Annotated in this window: 19 protein-coding genes; 8 read left to right on the top strand and 11 right to left on the bottom strand. The window is 35.7% G+C overall.

Going from position 1 to position 16,567, the window contains the following annotated elements; genetic code table 11:
* The first annotated feature begins 177 nt into the window (after nucleotides 1–177).
* From JFU20_RS17700 to JFU20_RS17690, 3 genes are all read left to right on the top strand, one after another.
* Nucleotides 178–1,248: an NAD(P)/FAD-dependent oxidoreductase gene (locus tag JFU20_RS17700; protein ID WP_002015890.1), complete on the top strand. Its 1,071-nt coding sequence runs from the start codon at nucleotides 178–180 to the stop codon at nucleotides 1,246–1,248.
* 263 nt (nucleotides 1,249–1,511) lie between these two features.
* Entirely contained in the window at nucleotides 1,512–2,171 is a 660-nt protein-coding gene (locus JFU20_RS17695; protein ID WP_002015889.1) for an ABC transporter ATP-binding protein, read from the top strand.
* Nucleotides 2,155–2,949, top strand: coding sequence for an ABC transporter permease (locus JFU20_RS17690; protein WP_201038792.1), 795 nt, complete (start codon nucleotides 2,155–2,157; stop codon nucleotides 2,947–2,949). The genes JFU20_RS17695 and JFU20_RS17690 overlap by 17 nt, the downstream gene beginning before the upstream one ends.
* Before the next feature lie 50 nt (nucleotides 2,950–2,999).
* On the opposite strand, the gene phnA is transcribed toward JFU20_RS17690, so the two are convergent.
* The 3 genes from phnA to JFU20_RS17675 form a co-directional block, all read right to left on the bottom strand.
* Nucleotides 3,000–3,341, bottom strand: a complete 342-nt coding sequence (gene phnA / locus JFU20_RS17685; RefSeq protein ID WP_002089332.1) for an alkylphosphonate utilization operon protein PhnA — start codon at nucleotides 3,339–3,341, stop codon at nucleotides 3,000–3,002.
* Nucleotides 3,342–3,622: 281 nt separating this feature from the next.
* On the bottom strand, nucleotides 3,623–4,396 hold the full coding sequence (locus JFU20_RS17680) for a DUF2628 domain-containing protein (RefSeq protein ID WP_002166528.1): 774 nt from the start codon (nucleotides 4,394–4,396) through the stop codon (nucleotides 3,623–3,625).
* A gap of 353 nt (nucleotides 4,397–4,749) precedes the next feature.
* Nucleotides 4,750–5,124, bottom strand: coding sequence for a hypothetical protein (locus JFU20_RS17675; protein WP_002015883.1), 375 nt, complete (start codon nucleotides 5,122–5,124; stop codon nucleotides 4,750–4,752).
* 88 nt (nucleotides 5,125–5,212) lie between these two features.
* Between JFU20_RS17675 and JFU20_RS17670 the strand changes: the two genes are divergently transcribed.
* Nucleotides 5,213–5,689, top strand: a complete 477-nt coding sequence (locus tag JFU20_RS17670) for an SMI1/KNR4 family protein (protein ID WP_002015882.1) — start codon at nucleotides 5,213–5,215, stop codon at nucleotides 5,687–5,689.
* A 350-nt stretch (nucleotides 5,690–6,039) separates the two neighbouring features.
* Here the strand turns inward: JFU20_RS17670 and JFU20_RS17665 are convergent, their stop codons facing one another.
* Nucleotides 6,040–6,834, bottom strand: coding sequence for a nucleotidyltransferase domain-containing protein (locus JFU20_RS17665; protein WP_002015900.1), 795 nt, complete (start codon nucleotides 6,832–6,834; stop codon nucleotides 6,040–6,042).
* Between the two features lie 52 nt (nucleotides 6,835–6,886).
* Nucleotides 6,887–7,195, bottom strand: a complete 309-nt coding sequence (locus JFU20_RS17660) for a YuzD family protein (protein WP_000248590.1) — start codon at nucleotides 7,193–7,195, stop codon at nucleotides 6,887–6,889.
* Nucleotides 7,196–7,401: 206 nt separating this feature from the next.
* Here JFU20_RS17660 and JFU20_RS17655 point away from each other — a divergent pair, with 206 nt between their 5' ends.
* Both JFU20_RS17655 and JFU20_RS17650 read left to right on the top strand, forming a co-directional pair.
* A complete protein-coding gene (locus JFU20_RS17655) occupies nucleotides 7,402–7,638 on the top strand; it encodes a NifU family protein (RefSeq protein ID WP_000431159.1) in 237 nt (78 codons plus the stop codon).
* Nucleotides 7,639–7,828: 190 nt separating this feature from the next.
* Complete coding sequence (locus JFU20_RS17650) at nucleotides 7,829–8,044, top strand: hypothetical protein (RefSeq protein ID WP_001137788.1); 216 nt, start codon at nucleotides 7,829–7,831, stop codon at nucleotides 8,042–8,044.
* Between the two features lie 59 nt (nucleotides 8,045–8,103).
* Here JFU20_RS17650 and yutH read toward each other — a convergent pair whose 3' ends face one another.
* On the bottom strand, nucleotides 8,104–9,105 hold the full coding sequence (yutH, locus tag JFU20_RS17645; RefSeq protein ID WP_002166527.1) for a spore coat putative kinase YutH: 1,002 nt from the start codon (nucleotides 9,103–9,105) through the stop codon (nucleotides 8,104–8,106).
* 120 nt (nucleotides 9,106–9,225) lie between these two features.
* Here yutH and JFU20_RS17640 point away from each other — a divergent pair, with 120 nt between their 5' ends.
* Entirely contained in the window at nucleotides 9,226–9,717 is a 492-nt protein-coding gene (locus JFU20_RS17640) for a phosphatidylglycerophosphatase A family protein (protein ID WP_002015902.1), read from the top strand.
* Nucleotides 9,718–9,891: 174 nt separating this feature from the next.
* On the opposite strand, the gene JFU20_RS17635 is transcribed toward JFU20_RS17640, so the two are convergent.
* The 3 genes from JFU20_RS17635 to JFU20_RS17625 all read right to left on the bottom strand — a co-directional run bounded on the left by JFU20_RS17635 (nucleotide 9,892) and on the right by JFU20_RS17625 (nucleotide 14,238).
* Nucleotides 9,892–10,371 (bottom strand): GNAT family N-acetyltransferase, encoded by a 480-nt coding sequence (locus JFU20_RS17635; protein WP_002015903.1) that lies wholly within the window; start codon nucleotides 10,369–10,371, stop codon nucleotides 9,892–9,894.
* A gap of 521 nt (nucleotides 10,372–10,892) precedes the next feature.
* On the bottom strand, nucleotides 10,893–13,466 hold the full coding sequence (locus JFU20_RS17630; RefSeq protein ID WP_002166526.1) for an FtsX-like permease family protein: 2,574 nt from the start codon (nucleotides 13,464–13,466) through the stop codon (nucleotides 10,893–10,895).
* Nucleotides 13,450–14,238, bottom strand: a complete 789-nt coding sequence (locus JFU20_RS17625) for an ABC transporter ATP-binding protein (RefSeq protein WP_002089345.1) — start codon at nucleotides 14,236–14,238, stop codon at nucleotides 13,450–13,452. The genes JFU20_RS17630 and JFU20_RS17625 overlap by 17 nt, the downstream gene beginning before the upstream one ends.
* A 282-nt stretch (nucleotides 14,239–14,520) precedes the next feature.
* On the opposite strand from JFU20_RS17625, the gene JFU20_RS17620 reads away from it, so the two are divergent.
* Nucleotides 14,521–15,102: an NAD(P)H-dependent oxidoreductase gene (locus JFU20_RS17620; RefSeq protein WP_002166525.1), complete on the top strand. Its 582-nt coding sequence runs from the start codon at nucleotides 14,521–14,523 to the stop codon at nucleotides 15,100–15,102.
* Between the two features lie 31 nt (nucleotides 15,103–15,133).
* On the opposite strand, the gene JFU20_RS17615 is transcribed toward JFU20_RS17620, so the two are convergent.
* Together JFU20_RS17615 and JFU20_RS17610 are read right to left on the bottom strand one after the other, a co-directional pair.
* Complete coding sequence (locus tag JFU20_RS17615; protein ID WP_002166524.1) at nucleotides 15,134–15,664, bottom strand: hypothetical protein; 531 nt, start codon at nucleotides 15,662–15,664, stop codon at nucleotides 15,134–15,136.
* Between the two features lie 116 nt (nucleotides 15,665–15,780).
* Nucleotides 15,781–16,545, bottom strand: a complete 765-nt coding sequence (locus JFU20_RS17610; RefSeq protein ID WP_002129729.1) for a TIGR01457 family HAD-type hydrolase — start codon at nucleotides 16,543–16,545, stop codon at nucleotides 15,781–15,783.
* Between the last annotated feature and the right edge of the window lie 22 nt (nucleotides 16,546–16,567).

Below are 16,567 nucleotides of genomic sequence, written 5' to 3'. Positions count from 1 at the left end.
ACTAGAAAATGAAAACCACTTACTTTACTTTTCTTCTTATTGTACAACAGAGTATTCATTCATGCATTGTTATTTGTTCACAAATTCGATATAATTTGATTGTGTAAAGTCAAAATATTTTATTAATATAAAATTGTATGATTAGGGGATATTTCAACAGAAAAGGGGTAATCCATCATGAAACACCTCGTACTACTAGGTGGTGGCTACGGTGGAATGAGAATTCTGCAGCGGCTACTTCCAAGCAACCAACTTCCAGATGATGTACAAGTGACATTAATCGACAAAGTACCATATCATTGCTTTAAAACTGAATATTATGCATTAGTTGCGGGTACAATTTCAGAAACGCATATTCGCATACCGTTTCCTGAGCACCCACGTCTCAATATTCAATACGGAACAGTAACAAATATTGACCTCGAAACGAAAGCCGTTCATCTCGATGGCGGTGAAACGATTCAATATGATGATTTAATTATCGGGCTTGGCTGTGAAGATAAATATCATAACGTTCCTGGAGCAAAGGAATATACACATAGCCTACAATCAATTGAACAAACACGTAAGACATATGAACAATTAAATAGCTTAGAACCAAATGCAACAGTAGCTGTCGTTGGGGCTGGTTTAAGCGGCGTTGAAGTGGCGAGTGAACTTCGCGAAAGCCGTTCAGATTTAAAAATCTATTTATTTGATCGAAAAGATAGAATTTTATTCCCATATCCAGAGAAATTAAGTAGATACGTAGAAGAATGGTTTGTAAAACATAAAGTTACCATTATACGAAACTCTAACATTACAAAAGTGGAACCAAACATTGTATACAACCATGATGAACCACTTGAATGTGATGCAATCGTCTGGACAGCTGGTATTCAAGCAAATGAAGTTGTTCGAAACCTTCCAGTTGAACAAGATGGTAGCGGACGGGTTGTTTTAACGAAATATCACAATATTCCAAATAACGAGCACGTTTATGTCGTAGGAGATTGTGCAGCACTTCCACACGCACCATCTGCTCAACTTGCTGAAGGTCAAGGAGAACAAATTGTCCAAATATTATTAAAACGTTGGAATAATGAACCCCTTCCTGATGAACTGCCTGTTATTAAATTAAAAGGTGTTCTCGGTTCTCTCGGCAAAAAACATGGATTTGGTTTACTAGCAAACCAACCATTAATGGGACGTGTACCGAGATTATTAAAATCCGGTCTTCTTTGGATGTACAAATATCATAACGGTTAATACTTTAAAGGCTGCCTACATAGTAGACAGCCTTTTTCTATTCATTTTTTGTAACTACTCAGTCATTCTATGAAAAACCGACAGAAAAGCATTTTTTTAAATGGTCGAGAGGGACTGGCTATGTATAGGATCCGTCAGTGCCTTTTCCTACCACGCGCAAAGTTTTAAAACAAAGAAAAAAGATGTTCCTTCTAAAGAGACTTTATTTTTCTATTTTTCTCTCTTTTTGATACGATATAACTAGAATCAGAAAGGAGCAATTTATGTTTATATTAAAAGACATCACATATAAAGATATTCTACACATTCCTTATTTACAGATTCAAAAAGAAAAAACAACTTGTATTATCGGTGAAAGTGGTAGTGGTAAAAGCACATTACTTCGCATGTTAAACGATTTACAATCACCAACATCTGGCACAATTCAGTATAACGGAAAATCTATTTTAGATTATCCTCCCATTCAATTACGCCGTGAAGTTGTCATGCTCGGACAAACTCCGCCTATTTTTGATGGAACAATTAAAGATAATTTATTAATGGGACTTCGATTTTCTGAAAAGCCATTTCCAAATGACGACGCCCTGCAAGGCGCATTAACGACTGTTAGCCTAGATAAAAAATTAGAAGATAACGCCTCTTCTTTATCAGGTGGCGAAAAACAAAGACTTGCTTTCGCTCGTATTATACTAATGGATCCGCCCGTCTATTTATTAGATGAACCAACTTCGGCACTAGATGGTGACACAGAACGCCGCGTTATGAAACAATTCACTCTACTGGCAAGAGAAAAGAAAAAAACAGTTATCTTCATCACGCACTCGCAACAACTTCCAGAAGAAATTGCAGACGATATTATTGAAATTAGTAAAACAAACGGTGCAACTAGAAAGGAAGTGCTCTCAGTTGAAGGGCGTTATTGAACTCCAAATTTGGCAACTTGCCGCTGCATATATTTTTATTCTTATTTTAATCGGACTTGTAAAATTAAAAGGAATACCGCGTGAAAAACAAATTACAATTGCTACATTACGTATGACGATTCAGCTCGTACTAGTCGCATATGTTCTTACATACATATTTGAAAATAGTAATCCGTTTTATACAATAGCTCTCATTACTTCTATTACTACATTTGCGATTTTCAATATTTATAAACGAGTTAATATTCCAATGTCAAAAGAATTAAAACGAGTAGCCGCGCTCTCCATGATCGCTGGATCAATTGGCCCTCTTCTACTATTTATCTTTGTCATTATCGGACACGATCCTTGGTATGCTCCGCAATATATCGTTCCTATTTCCGGCATGCTAATCGGTAACGCTATGACAGGTATTTGCCTCGGGGCAAACACCTTTTTAAACAGTATGAAATCACAAAGAGACCATATTGAAGGTGCACTTATGCTTGGCGCAACTCCAAAACAAGCAGCTGCTCCGCTCATACGGGACGCTTTCGATTCTGCTATTTTACCAACAATTAATTCCATGGTCGGAATGGGAATTATAAGTCTTCCAGGCATGATGACAGGACAAATTTTATCCGGTGTATCACCATTTACAGCTATCCAATATCAAATTGCGATTATACTTGGCATTTCTGGAAGTACAGCTTTCTCTGTTATTATCTTCTTACAGCTTGGGTATAAAACGTTCTTTAATAAGCGGTGCCAGTTGAAAGAAGTTGAAGTACAATCATAAAAAAGACGCTCTGCACGTTACTTACAGAGCGTCTTTTTTCTTTGCTAATCTTACGCCTTCTTAACGAACTGTGATTTTAACTTCATAGCTCCGAAACCGTCGATTTTGCAATCGATATCGTGATCTCCCTCAACTAGACGGATACTCTTTACTTTCGTACCAATCTTTACAACTGAAGAAGTTCCTTTTACTTTTAAATCTTTAATTACAGTAACAGCATCGCCATCTTGAAGAACGTTTCCGTTCGCATCTTTTACAACTTTTGCACCATCATTACTTTCAGCTTCCGCTTCTTGACCCCACTCATGGGCACATTCTGGACATACGAAAAGAGCGCCATCCTCATACGTATATTCTGAATTACATTTTGGACAATTTGGTAAAGTAGCCATAAATTCATTTCCTCCGTTCATTATTTATACGTAAAAATCAAATCGAATTTTTACATGTCGATAAATAAAATTTGTATAGCATTTCTTTATACTGCCATAGTCTCACGTTATTGACAAGCCTACCTCAAATTCTCATTTTTTATTGTATTTTACAAAATTTCAATTAGTATGGCGTTTGTTTACTAATGTTTTTCTCTTCTTGTTATATATCCTTTCTCATAAATAAAAAGAAGAATCTTCATTAGACTCTTCTTTTTGCGATACATCATTATCTATTTATATTAATACCAGGCATTTTCTTCAATATAAAATTGATACTCTTCTGCTTCTTCTTCATTTAACTTTTTATCGTTTAAATAAATTTCTTTCCATTCAAATCTCTGTTTATCTAAATACACAGCGAACTTAACCTTTACATCCTTTTTTTCCTCATAATCATAACCAGTAAATTCTACTATATCAAAACGTCCTTCTTTTTTTACATACGTCCATTTTGGATCATCAGTAAAAACTTCCAATGTAATCCCTTCATCACTTAAACGAACTACATCTTTTATATTCGGTTCCGTCGGTAAATACGATAACCCATAACCAGCTGCACCAAATACTACAAATAATAACGCATTTAATCCAAGCATAATCCCAACATGAGTGCCACCCTTTGTTTGGAAGTAATAATTGTGTTGTGCATCAGATAACTCTTTTGCCTTATGTAAAACACGAACTGTATGCTTGTAATATAAACGATTCCCTTGCCATCCAGTAAATAGCATAGTTCCGAAATAAACAATAAAATCGATCCACATCGGGATATCTATAAAAACAGAGGTAATTAAAGTAGGAACTCCTACTAATGCAATAATAATAAATAATTTATACATTTTGCGATAAGCTAACCACAATAATGGGAAGAAAAAGGCTATCCAGTTCCAACTATTTCCCTTCTCGGGATCTTTTGCTTTCCCCCACTTAAAGTCGTAATATGCAGTATTATTTCTCACAACTTTATGTAACTCTTTAGGAGCTATCGCTTCCTGTAAAACAGTGTCCTTCACGTACATCATCCTTCTCTTATTTCTATATAACTTTATTGTATATCTATAAAAAGAAGGAATCTAACAAAAAATAGTTATATTTCATAAAAATGAACAAAAATCGAATACATTTCGACAATTATCCATTCTATATTCCATTTTACTATTAAATATATTAGAATACTCATATATAAGACATTTAATACACTATGTTAAACATCTTGTATATTCGCAAAAAAGGATGTATCAAAATCATTTTGACACACCCTTCTCCTATTAAACTACTATTGTAATATGACCAAACCTAAAATCTCGACTTAAGAGACTTCACAAATTAGCTCTCTACTATTTCAAACATATTTCCACTTACACAACTATCCCACATTACCCTTCACTTTCTCAATAACATCTTCTATACGCTTAGCTATACATTCTGGCTCCCAATCTCCCTCACCATGCATAGCTGTATAAACCGGACAATTCTCATCATTACTATCTACAAAGATCGGGTCTCCGAGATAGGAATCTATCCCAATTACAACCCATCCCTCTTTCCAATCTCCCTCTTCATTTCCGACTAAGCTTTGCCCTTCATCATCAAAGCTATAACCAAGTTGCCCTTCTTCTATTTCTTCACTATTAAATAATTCTATTGTCATTGGTTCAAATTCACACTCTAACTCAATTTCATTATCCTCAGCGCGATCTACATGTGCTAAAAGTTGTTTAATTTTATTGTGGTTAATCATAAAATATTCCCCCTCTATTGCGCAATATTTTAATTAACTATAATATACAAAATAAAGTTTATAAAACTATTATTTGAGGTGACCAAATATGAAGACTACACTTTGGGCAGAAGATGACTATTTAAAATTAGCACCTATTAACGACGAACTAATAAAAAAAGCAGAAGAAGTACTAAACGTAAAGCTCCCAGAATCGTACATAAATCTTCTAAAAGAACAAAACGGAGGAACTCTTCGATTAGATGCTCACCCTACTTCAGAGCCAAATTCTTGGGCAGACGATCACGTTAATGTTTCTGGATTATATGGCATTTCTTTTGATGAAAATGAGTCTAGTATTTTAGAGAGCCATTATTTAATTCAGGAATGGGACATGCCTGAGAATATCGTGCTTTTATCTGGTGACGGACATACGTGGATTGCACTAGACTATCGAAACGTAGCTGAAAATCCTCCAGTTATATTTATCGATAATGAGTTTGAGGAAATTATTGAATTAGCACCTAATTTTGAAAGCTTCTTACAAAACTTAACTACATACAATTATGATGAAGATGAAGAGTAAACCTATCTCTAAAGGAGTGCGCAATAGTGCAAGATTTCATTATAAAGTGAAACTTTAATCAGTGGGGGTTTTGTTCATCCACCACTGATTATTAGCCTTCACCAATCGGGCTTTTACGGGCAGTTGATCTCCCATCTAACTTCTTTGCTCCAGCCGAATTTTGAAGTGAGAGTCTTACTGCCCGTTAATGCGGGATAAACATCAAAAAGAACAGTCTATTGCATAATGTTTCACATGAAACTATCCATATTTTAGATTATCTTTCGACTTCTCATTCCTTGCAAAGTACTTTTTCATTATATAAAAATAGTAAAAGCATCCTTTATATGAAGGATGCTTTTACTATTCACCTACCACTTCCCCCTACACTCTTCAATCAAACACAGCAAATACCTCTTCGTCATATCAGCCCTCCTCCAAATAGAGAGCTTGCGCTTTCCCTTTGGATTATTTCGCATTCGCTCTACCTCTTTTAATAAAGGCTCCCATTCTTTCGCTGAACGTTCTAATAAGTATTGTAATCCTCTATCTTTTGAAACGATTGTTTCATGATCTAACGTATATAAAATACGTCCCATCGTAACGACAGCTGATTCTACCCATTCTTCTATGAAAAATAAATAAGGACGCTTCGCTTTTTCAAGCCAATAATGTTCTACGTTGTATTTCATTGTATTTACTACATCGTCCCACTTTATTTGAAAGGAAAGGTCTTCTACTTCTTTCCCGCTAACTGTAATACCTTGATTTTTCAATGTCCACCATGTGACCGCGTTAATATCCCAATGACCAATATCAGCCTTACCATCTGCACAATACACGTACTCATTCATTTCATCATTGTATTTCCCTAAATCAGCAAGCGGAATATACATACCATCCATTCTTTTACCTAACGTACTTTTACTATTTTTTTTATGCAGTTCTATAATTTGTTGTTTTTCAGCTTCATTCACGGAATCACTTATTACCGTAACAAAGTCAACATCGCTCGTTTCTATATGAAATGCTCCTAGCGCGATTGATCCGTAAATATATACCCCGACTATTTTTTCATCCGAAAAAATTTCTTTTAATTCTACTATGTACTGCTCCATTAATTGCTTTACTTCTTCTGGTAAAGCATGTTTTATTCCATTCTCCACATCTATCCCTCCAATAAAAAAAGCCTTCGCAAATTCGCAAAGGCTTCCTGCTTTATAAATATTTCTCGATTTCTTCGTAAACATCCTTCAAACGAGGATTTCCTTCTCCAACAATTTCTCCATTTACAAGAACGACCGGATAAAATAGATCTTCTTCCACTACGCGCTCTGCGAATGCTTTTTTATCTTCATCTTCTTGTTCTTCTTGAAAATCAATATACTCGAAATTAAATTTATTTTCTTGTCCTTCATATTTACGACCAATCGCCGCTTGTAACCACTCAAACGTTTCTGTTGAAGATGGCATTCCAACGCAGCTCGCACAAATTACTTTCGTCCCATACACTTGCACATTAACCATTTCTTCTCCCCCACTTCTTGTTTCAACAGTATATTCAGATGTCTTAGTACATAAGCACATCATTTTACAAACTTATTCCCTACCCCTATACTGAAAAAACACGTTGTAAACATGATAAAAAATTTCGACAATAAAACAAGAACAGAAAAAATAGATTTTCCCCTCTATCTTGATTATAATAAAACTGATGAAAGGAGTCGATAAAAATGGAAAACCCACATATGCAAGAACAAGTACTAGAAGTATTAGATAAATTACGTCCATTCTTACTTCGCGATGGCGGAGACGTTGAATTAGTAGACATTGAAGAAGGTATCGTAAAATTACGCCTTATGGGTGCTTGCGGAAGCTGCCCAAGTTCTACAATCACACTAAAAGCTGGTATCGAACGCGCATTACTTGAAGAAGTACCAGGCGTTATTGAAGTAGAACAAGTATTTTAATCTAAAAGCAGAAGCGGCTCGTTCAGAATCGCTTCCTAGAAAGAGACCCAAATGGGTCTCTTTTTTTATTCAAATAACACTTCCCCTTTAACATCATAAAACAAAATTGGAAATCCTTCTCAAAAAGTGCGATAATTAATACTATAGAATCGTTCACACATATACAGAAAAAAACATAGGGGGACGACACATGCCAAGAATGGGGAACACTTTCTTAACAATTCAAGAACTAGAAAAGAAAAAAGAGTATTTATTAGACCTTTCATCCGTTATACCAACATGGAATGCAAGTTATCAATTTTTATTTAAAGAAATCCAGCAAGAATTATTGAGTAAAGTAAATGAAAAAATCGAAAGACATCAATTCATTTTAAATATATGTGCAGATCAACAGGTAGGGGCATAATGTATTACATACAATTGTGATATATAAAAAAGAGACCTCACCCGGTCTCTTTTTTCATTTTAAGACAGCCAATCTAATTTCCTAATGCCTAACTTATCAACAGGTAAACGAAATGACTCGTAAAAATGATTCATAAATTGCTCAGTGCGCCTCACATCATGTAAAATGATTTCTAAACGGGCTCTATATATGCCTTTTTGTTCTTCGTTTCCTGTTTGATAATATCGTTCAATTGTTTCAAAGTAGTGAAGCGGGAACAGAAGCCTTGCGAATAATAAGCGCCAACCAAATGAAGAGAGCGAATAATTACGTTCATAATCTGCAATGAATTGAACTACCGTTTGCTCCCAATCTTTCTTTTTTTCTATCATCATATAGCGAATACATTCTGCTATATCTCTACTTGGGTGATCATATACCCAATCAAAAGGAAGTTTTAAACGCTTCGTTTGCTGCCATAATAAAGGTGTAAATCGTTCTTGGCAAATTGTTGCTGCGTCAGTTATTTGTGGTGTATCATCCATTTCTGTATCGACAACATATTGAATTGCATTTTCTGCAACTCCTAAGTAATACGGGAAGGATTCAATAAACAATTGATCGAATACGTCTGAAGGATGGTTCATCACTTGCGATTGCCAAAACCTTTCTAATTGGTCGAGCCTTTTTTCCCATAATGCTTTCCATTCACCAATGCGGCTTAATTGCTCAACTTCTTCTGGAAAGAATGCGCCACGTTTATGGAATATAGAAAGCTCACTTCCTAATGATGTAGCATGTCGCTCTAACATACGCATACCTTTTAATAAGCAGTAATTTTTTTCTTCTATCTCACTTACATAGTAGCCGTGTATAGTCGGAACGAAAGTCGAAACAGTTATATCCCCTTGCTGGTTCATATAATCACTGAGCTTTTTCATCTCTACAAGTACTTCTTCCTCCATTTCTCCAATTGGAACAAGTACATAAATTTTGTTGCGAATCCAAAAGCTTTTATAGGGGCCAAGGGGGATTAATTCTTTAACATGCATGTGATAATGCTCATAAATATGCTGAATCATCGCAGTCGCCACCTATGGTTTTTCTTTATATATATGAGCTTGTGCTCGCCTTTCATTCCTATGCACATGATAAAGCAACGAAACGTATACAAATACTAAAAAGAAAAAAAGGTGATAAACATGAAAGACTCAAATCAACTACAAGAAAGAGCATTACAACTATTACAAGAGCGCGGTGTAACAATTGACGATATTGCTGATCTTGTTCATTTTCTTCAAAAGAAATACCATGCAAATTTAGAGATGTCAGAATGTCGCTATAACGTTGAGCGTGTACTATCAAAACGAGAAGTACAAAACGCTCTTATTACAGGCATTGAACTTGATGTCCTTGCTGAAAAAGGAATGTTAAGTCAGCCGTTACAAGATATCGTAAAACGCGATGAAGGACTATATGGAATTGATGAAGTCATCGCACTTTCAATCGTTAACGTGTACGGGTCAATTGGCTTCACGAACTTTGGATATATCGATAAATTAAAACCAGGTATTTTAGAATACTTAAATGATAAATCAACTGGAAAGGTGCATACATTCCTTGATGATATCGTTGGCGGAATCGCTGCCGCTGCTTCAAGTCGTTTAGCGCACCGTGCTGAGCATTCGGAATAAAGTGAAACTTTAATCAGTGGGGATTTTGTCCATTCCCCACTGATTATTAGTTGAACCAATCGGGCTTTTACGGGCAGTTATCTCCCGCCTAACTGACTCGCATCCGCCGAATTTTGAGGTGGGAGGGAGTCTTACTGCCCGTTAATGCGGGATAAGGGGTCTAGGCCGTCAGTTTCATACTGACGGCCTTTCATATTCCATAAGCATGAACTCTCTTCCACGGCTCAAAAAAAGAGGTCCCACTTGAAATCCAATGTTTTTATATAGCCTAATCGCTCTCTTATTGAATGTCGCTACACTCAGTCGAAACATTTTCGAATTCAATTCCTCAGTAGCAAATGCTATTCCCGCTTGAAAAAATATTTCTCCCATCCCTTTCCCTGTTAACTCTGGCTTCATTCCAAGCCCAATATCTACTACATCTTCTCCCCTATATAAATTAGCATCTCTTCCCCCTGGCACTTGTGCATTTTCTCCAAAACAAAAATAGCCGATGAATTCTCCATTCTCTCCGCAACAACCGTAATACGTTCCATCTAGCAACTCTTCTATTACTTCAGCATCTCCCGAAAAGCTATATAACGTATAGGGATTTTCATACTTCCACGTATTTATTTCTTTCGCTTCTTCTTCTGTTAACTTATGTATATCCATTCATCTCGCTCCTTATCAAATACTCTACTAATCTATATGTATTTACTCATTCATTTTCCAAACTTGATTCTCCTCTAATCGTAATATGCATAGTTACATACGCACACCCCTTTAAAAAATGCTAAAATTTATTTGAATCGCTGTTGTTACACTTCTTGATTAAGAAAGACTGTTAACCGGAAAATTAACGTCTTATCAAACTCAAGCAATTGGCACGTTTTGTCATCATGAAAGACACTCGAAAGAGTGTCTTTTTTCTATACCTGAGCAGGACCTGCTCATTTACAAAATTAATGCATAAATTAATATAACTCTTTAAACGCATTATTCCCTTTCTATATGTTGCGGCGTTCGTTGCGACATATTCGGATAATAAAAAGCACTCCAGCCAGAGTGCTTTTTACTTTCAAACAAGGAGGTTACATATATGGATAGTACTCTTGTATTTAACTTTGGTATCGGTATTGTTATCATTTTATTCGTCTTCTTTGTACTTTGTATGAGCGGGATATAATAATCTTTTATGCTGATAACTCCTTTAAAGTATCACTCAATTTAAACTTTCTTAATTGTAATGAAGCAATCATTGCTGCTCCTGCTCCGAGTATAATGCTAGCTAGTGCCAATATTAAAACTTGATTATACGGAATGATAATAACCGTTAACTCTAAGCTTGATAACACAATATAACTAAATACAATTCCACCTAAAACCCCAATACAACCAGCTATCGCTCCAAGTAAAGTGCCCTCTAATAAAACAATCCGTCTCATTTGCTTCGGAATAGCTCCTACCGCACGAATCATACTAATTTCAGCACGTCTTTCATGTAAACTTGAGACAATCGCATTCATTAACCCTATACCAGAAATAATGAAAACAATTACAACTAACAAGCGAATTAACATCATCATTTGCGATAATAACTGCTCCTGTTCTTTTAATAAATCATGGCTATTAATAACTTCTACGTTCTCTTTATTATTTGTAATTTGTTTTACTTGCTTCTTAATCTCTTCAAATGATTGATTAGAATTTGTCATAACTTGAATTGCTTCATATCCTTGCACGTGAAACTTATCACGAACCCATTGTTCATTTACGAAAATGTCTAATCCTCTTCCCCTTAATCCTTGCTCAATAATCGAAACGACTTTAATCGTTTGTTTTTCTTTCCCTTTTCCTTGTACTTCAATCGTATCATGCAACTGAATCCCTAATGTTTTAGCAGTTCTCTTCGTAACGACTCCCTCACCATCTTGTAATGGCTTATTTAAATCTTGTCCTGTAATCACTTTCGCTTTTGTTACTTTTTGATAAGCAACAATATCATTCCCCACAACTTCTATCACATCATATTCAAAATCATCTTTCCTCACATTTTCATACCACTCTTGATCCGCTTTTTTAAAATCATAATTTATAAGCTTCGCTGTAAAGTCAGTAACATTTGCTACGCTCTCTTCTACACCATCAATTTTTTTAACCTTCTCCATCCAACTAAATGGTAATACTTCAGTACTTTGCGACTCTATTGGAATTCTTATTACTAAATCAGCTGGTAAATGTTTTTGTAACCCATCTTTCATGCCTTCGTAAATAGAGTTTATATACATCGTTCCAACAAGTGCTAACATAAAACCAAATGCTAGTATAGCAACCGATACAGCTGCCTTATTTCGATAACGAATTACATTCCGGCTGCTAATCGTCGTTTCAATTCGTAATATCATTTGAAGTGGTTTTGCAATCACTGGTGCTATCACCCGAATAAATAACGGAATCGCAAATAACAAACCAACTGCAAATAAAAGCGCTCCTATCGCACTTGGATTAAAACCGATATACCGCTCTAATACGTTACCCGCTAGTCCAATAACAGTACCAATGATTAAAATACTAAGGCTAAAAGCACTCCATCTTTTTTCTTTTTTCTCATTACTAGGAAGACCTGGGCGAAGTGCTTGAACTGTTGGAATCTTTCTAACCATGAAAGCTGGTATAATGGCCCCTATGATAGACATAACAATCCCTAGTAAAAACGTAATGAGTAAAATCTCACCTGAAATCGAGAATGCTTCTTTCCCTGCACCCTCAATATTCACCCATTTATTAATAAATGATGCGGCGATTGTTTGCGTACCCGCTCCAAGAATAACTCCTGCTAGCGATCCGATTGCCCCAATACATAAAGCCTCTAATAAAACGACTAATATAATTTGATTTGGATTACTACCAAGTGCACGTAATAATGCCCATTGCTTAAATCGACTTCTGACAGATAAGAAGAAACTTCCCATTATTAAAAGGGCTACAACAAATAAGGCAATACCACCTAAACTAAAAATTAATGGCTTCATTACATTTAGTCGTTCAAATGCCTTATCTACATAAGTACGTTGGTCCACCTTTATATTTTCAATCTTTTTATGTACATCAAAAGCAATTGCTTTTTTCACATTTACATCTTGTACTTTCACTTGAACGAGATTGAATTGATTTAGTAAATTTAATTCTTTTTGAAGCCAATGGATTGGAAAATAAGCACTATGCCCCATTGACGCCATTAACGGTGGATTTAAAATACCAACAACTTTCACAGCCTTTTCACCATGCTGCGGGAATGGCAGTTTAATCGTATCTCCTACCCGTATATTTTCACGATCTGTATACCCTTTTGTCAGTGCTACTTCAGCACCTTCTTTTGGATATCGTCCTTCTAATATTTTATAAGAATGCATTTCTGGAGAATCTTGCTCAACACCCCAATAAGATGGCTTTCCCGATAGTTCTTTATAATGTGGAAAAGGATACGGTATAAGTGCTTTTGATATTTTTTCAGCATTTTCTAAGCCATCTATTCCTTTTAAACTTTCATTATTTAAATACATATCATTTTTTATATAGCCAAATTGTAAATTATAATCTCCATACCGGCTTACTACTTGTTCCTTCACACTTTGCTCTACTGATTGATTACCTAGTAATAACATCGTCGCTAACATAACACCTAAAGCTGCACCGAGGGCAATCAACATATTTCGCAACCAATTTTGTTTCATCGATTTTATCGCATACTTAATTACCCATCGCATCACCTTTACCTCCTACTTTAAAGTGATGATTCATAATCTCTTGAATTTGAGTAACTTGTTGCGGGATATTTCGAAATTTCCATCCTTTACTTTCAGCATGCTCATGAATCACTTCACCATCTAATAAGAAAACAACTTTATCAGCATGGGCCGCTACGAATGGATCGTGTGTTACAATGACAGCTGTTTGCCCTAATTCATCACATGCATTGCGAAGTGCCGCGATAATATTTTTGCTATTTTCTGAATCCAATGCTCCTGTTGGTTCATCAGCTAATATAATAGCTGGCTCATTTGCAAAAGCTCTTGCTATCGCAACCCTTTGCTGTTGCCCACCTGATAACTGTGCTGGTAAATGCTTTTCTTTTCCTTTCAATCCAACGAGCTCTAATAAACGATTTGCTGTCACCGTTGCCTTCTTGTGCGAAACATTATCTAATAGTAAAGGCAACCCTACATTTTCCTCCGCATTAAACACTGGAATTAAATTAAACTGTTGAAAAATAAAACCGATTTTATGCCTTCTAAATAAAGCGAGCTCTTTTTCTTTTAATGTTGAAATCTCTGTACCATCAACTCGAATACTACCTACCGATGGAATATCTAATCCACCTAACAGCTGAAGTAAGGTCGTTTTACCCGATCCACTTGCCCCCATAATACAAACAAAATCTCCTTTTTGAATTTGAAGATTAATATCTTTTAAGATCTTTACTTTACTATCCCCAATATCAAATGATTTTTCTAACCTTTCAATTTCAATAATATTCATCCCAATATCCCCTTCTCTCCATTTACCAATCTATATATTCTATTCAGAAATGCAAAATCCCTACTATTTTGTATTTTTTTGTCACATACTAACATTTATATTAACCGGTAGTAAGTGCCCGATTAGTGTGAGCAAATAATCAGTGCGGGATGGCCCACCCACCGATTAAAGTTTCATTTTATTTCTCATGTCAGAAAAGTTGATTCTCGCAACGAAAGTAACCATAATAGTTACACGAATATATAAAAACTATTCACATATCCACAAATAGGAGGAAGAACAATGAAACATGTAATCGTTTATGCACACCCGAATACAGAAAGCTTCAACCATGCAATTTTAGAAACTGTAAAAAGTGAATTAGAAGGAAAAGGGCATGAAGTGCGCGTTCGTGATCTATACGAATTAAATTTCAATCCAGTATTAGGTGCTTCCGATTTCACCTCATTTTCTCAAGGAAATACACCAGAAGATATTAAAGAAGAGCAAGAGCATATCTCTTGGGCTGATAGCATTACATTCATTTACCCCGTTTGGTGGGCAGGACTTCCTGCTATTTTAAAAGGATATGTTGACCGCGTATTTAGCCACGGATTCGCTTATGCTTACGGTGAAAATGGCATTGAAAAGTTATTAAGCGGTAAAAAAGGATTATTATTATCTACAATGGGAAATACAAAAGAAGCATACACAGCAGGTGGTATGTTTGACGCAATGAAGAAAACAGCGGATGTTGGTATTTTTGAATTTACAGGCATTGAAACACTTGAGCATACATTCTATACGAGTGTTCCTTCTGTGGATGACAGTGTGCGTAAACACTATCTTGAAGAAGTTAAAGACGTTGTGAATCGTGCATTTTAATAAAAAACTCCGGTTATAACAACCGGAGTTTTTATTTCATCATCAATTTCGGAATATATCTTTGAAGAATGCTTTCTAATTCATTCATATCTTCCTGCCTAATAAGTAAATTCACATTATCATTCATTTTTTCTCGCCCGCGATATAAAAATATATTTTCCTTTGGATTTTCCCATGTTGATGTTTTATAGCCTTTTAATTCTTCGTATGAATAAAAGTTCAATCCGTCTATTACACCTTTTTCATATATTTGTACACTTTTAATCAGATGGATAGCTATTAAAGTCATAAAACAACTTACTACAGCATAACTACCTGACTGAACGAGAAACTGTTCAATTGTACCAATATCACCACTTACGTACTGAGCATATGTATACATACATTGTCCGATGAAATACGCCGGTCCAAGTGATGCAATCCAACGCCGTTTCACCCGAGGATATGTTGCAATAAGTTTTCCCGCGCTTTTTTTCATTGCATTTATTTTATATATCTTCCATAGAACAAAGAACAAAACACATAATGCAAAAACAAACATAATGCATGACATCCAGTACACTCTTATTCCCTCCCTTTTTATATCAATACATATAAATTCTACATTTTATATAACTACAGTACATATGCAATTATGCATAAAAAAACAGGCAACCTCCTCCGGTTACCTGCATTTCATTACATCTTCTCAATCCACTCCGTCAAGTTGTGCACAACTTGCGTCGGTTGTACTTCATATTCTGTTAACTTGTCCACAGTTGTTACTCCAGTGTGGACAAGAAGGGTATGCATACTAGCATTTATCCCGGCTAAAATGTCTGTATCGTAGTTATCCCCAACCATTAAAGCTTCTTCTTTTCCTATGCCAAGCACTTTTAACGCTTGTTCCATAATGATTGATTCTGGTTTACCAATAAAGATTGGGTCCACACCTGTTGATACTGCAACAACTGATGTTAATGAACCGTTACCTGGTAATAATCCGCGCTCAGTTGGAATTGCGATATCCCCATTTGTTGAAATAAACGTTGCACCGTTACGCACAGCAAGACATGCTTTTGCTAATTTTTCATATGTGATATCGCGATCTAAACCAACAATGACGAAATCAGGATTTTCATCCACAATTTCAAATCCCTTTTCCACAAGAGCAGCGTGTAAGCCTTCTTCACCAATCATATATACAGTTGCATCTTGTTTGCGCTCATAAATAAAGTTCGCTGTAGCCATGCTCGTTGTGAATACTTGCTCCGCTTTCGCTGGAATATCGAAACGAACAAGTTTTTCTGCCACTTGTTCTGGTTTACGAGTTGAGTTATTTGTAACGAATAAATATGGAATACCGCGTTCTCCTAACGCTTTTACGAAATCGCTTGCCTCTTCAATTTGTTCTTCACCACGATACATTGTACCGTCTAAGTCAATTAAATAACCTTTATACATCTATTTGTCTCTCCTTCTATGC

The organism is Bacillus sp. TH30 (genome assembly GCF_016650875.1).
GTDB classification, from domain to species: domain Bacteria; phylum Bacillota; class Bacilli; order Bacillales; family Bacillaceae_G; genus Bacillus_A; species Bacillus_A mycoides.
The sequence above is the reverse complement of the archived record's forward strand: the minus strand, read 5'-3'. Positions and strand labels throughout refer to the sequence as shown.

Coding starts and splice junctions, on each gene's coding strand:
- JFU20_RS17625 (WP_002089345.1), bottom strand. CDS start 14,238: ATGAATATTATTGAAATTGAAAGGTTAGAAAAATCATTTGATATTGGG.
- phnA (WP_002089332.1), bottom strand. CDS start 3,341: ATGGCTACTTTACCAAATTGTCCAAAATGTAATTCAGAATATACGTAT.
- JFU20_RS17635 (WP_002015903.1), bottom strand. CDS start 10,371: ATGGATATACATAAGTTAACAGAAGAAGAAGCGAAAGAAATAAATACG.
- JFU20_RS17695 (WP_002015889.1), top strand. CDS start 1,512: ATGTTTATATTAAAAGACATCACATATAAAGATATTCTACACATTCCT.
- JFU20_RS17675 (WP_002015883.1), bottom strand. CDS start 5,124: ATGATTAACCACAATAAAATTAAACAACTTTTAGCACATGTAGATCGC.
- JFU20_RS17660 (WP_000248590.1), bottom strand. CDS start 7,195: ATGGTTAATGTGCAAGTGTATGGGACGAAAGTAATTTGTGCGAGCTGC.
- JFU20_RS17640 (WP_002015902.1), top strand. CDS start 9,226: ATGAAAGACTCAAATCAACTACAAGAAAGAGCATTACAACTATTACAA.
- JFU20_RS17610 (WP_002129729.1), bottom strand. CDS start 16,545: ATGTATAAAGGTTATTTAATTGACTTAGACGGTACAATGTATCGTGGT.
- JFU20_RS17650 (WP_001137788.1), top strand. CDS start 7,829: ATGCCAAGAATGGGGAACACTTTCTTAACAATTCAAGAACTAGAAAAG.
- JFU20_RS17670 (WP_002015882.1), top strand. CDS start 5,213: ATGAAGACTACACTTTGGGCAGAAGATGACTATTTAAAATTAGCACCT.
- JFU20_RS17700 (WP_002015890.1), top strand. CDS start 178: ATGAAACACCTCGTACTACTAGGTGGTGGCTACGGTGGAATGAGAATT.
- JFU20_RS17620 (WP_002166525.1), top strand. CDS start 14,521: ATGAAACATGTAATCGTTTATGCACACCCGAATACAGAAAGCTTCAAC.
- JFU20_RS17655 (WP_000431159.1), top strand. CDS start 7,402: ATGGAAAACCCACATATGCAAGAACAAGTACTAGAAGTATTAGATAAA.
- JFU20_RS17630 (WP_002166526.1), bottom strand. CDS start 13,466: ATGCGATGGGTAATTAAGTATGCGATAAAATCGATGAAACAAAATTGG.
- yutH (WP_002166527.1), bottom strand. CDS start 9,105: ATGATTCAGCATATTTATGAGCATTATCACATGCATGTTAAAGAATTA.